At 38.1% G+C, this 1,058-nt stretch carries 1 protein-coding gene and 1 pseudogene; both read left to right on the top strand.

Annotated elements, in window-relative coordinates; genetic code table 11:
- Window positions 1–200, top strand: a pseudogene (locus ACFINZ_RS09900) (hypothetical protein); the annotation flags it as partial.
- Between the two features lie 331 nt (window positions 201–531).
- The coding region (locus ACFINZ_RS09895) for an antA/AntB antirepressor family protein (protein ID WP_375701425.1) at window positions 532–1,058 on the top strand (527 nt) is incomplete at its 3' end.

The raw sequence follows: 1,058 nt of genomic DNA, 5'->3' as shown, positions 1-1,058 counted from the left end.
CTACCACAATTGCAAGAAAGGAACTTGATCTTTGTATCAATGACATCGGGGGAATACCACCAAAACCTCAAGATAGTGTTGTGGTCCTCTCTCCTGAAAACAACAAAGCCCCCTCTTCTCAAGAACACTTCACTGTCACAGATGTCCAAGCCTCTGAAACCGGTATGTATAAGCTTATCTTGCGAGAACAGAAACAATAAGGCATCTTTATTTAGCAAGCTGTTTTGATTATTGTTATAAAAATATTACGTTCCCACTTGACAATGTGGCGACAATATGAATAATCGAATCAGGTGCCTAACGAACACCTTAAACCAATAGCGGATAGATTGCCGATACAATCTTTTCTCCGCACATTAAAGACTTTGACTCATTGTATGCTACGTGCATATAATAATGTTGTCGGGTGTGGTTACACTATACAATACCCTAACGGGGAAAGTGTGACGACGGACTATTGGCCGTGTTTGTTAGCACCCGGCACTCTATTTAGAGCGTCATTAACAAACATCTAACCAATAGGAGTTCATAATGAACAATCTTATAGAAATATCAGAACAGGTTATTGATCAAGAAACTGTTCAAACTGTTAATGCGCGTGATTTACATGCGTTTTTAGAGATAAAAGCCCGCTTTAATGATTGGATTAAAAATCGCATTAAAGAATGTAAGTTTCAGGAAAATATAAACTTTATAACGCTTACTAAAAATTTAGTAAACGGTGGAAAGGTAAAAGAATACCACATTACATTAGACATGGCTAAACACCTTTCCATGATCGAACGTAATGATAAAGGACATGAAGCACGTCAATACTTTATCAAATGTGAACGGCTTTTGAAACAAGTAGCAACACCACAAGTTGACTACTCCAAACCGGAGGCATTACTTGGTGTTTTAAATCACCTACAAAGTCGAATTGAGCAGAAAGATCATGTTATTGCCGAATTAACTCCAAAAGCAGAGGCTTTGGAAGGCTTAAAACGTTCTGATGGGTTGTTCGGTTTGATAGAAGCAGCAAAGATGTTAGAGGTACGACCAAAGGACTTAACCGATTA

The sequence above is a fragment of the Bartonella sp. AA81SXKL genome (assembly GCF_042196945.1).
Lineage (GTDB): Bacteria > Pseudomonadota > Alphaproteobacteria > Rhizobiales > Rhizobiaceae > Bartonella.
The sequence above is the reverse complement of the archived record's forward strand: the minus strand, read 5'-3'. Positions and strand labels throughout refer to the sequence as shown.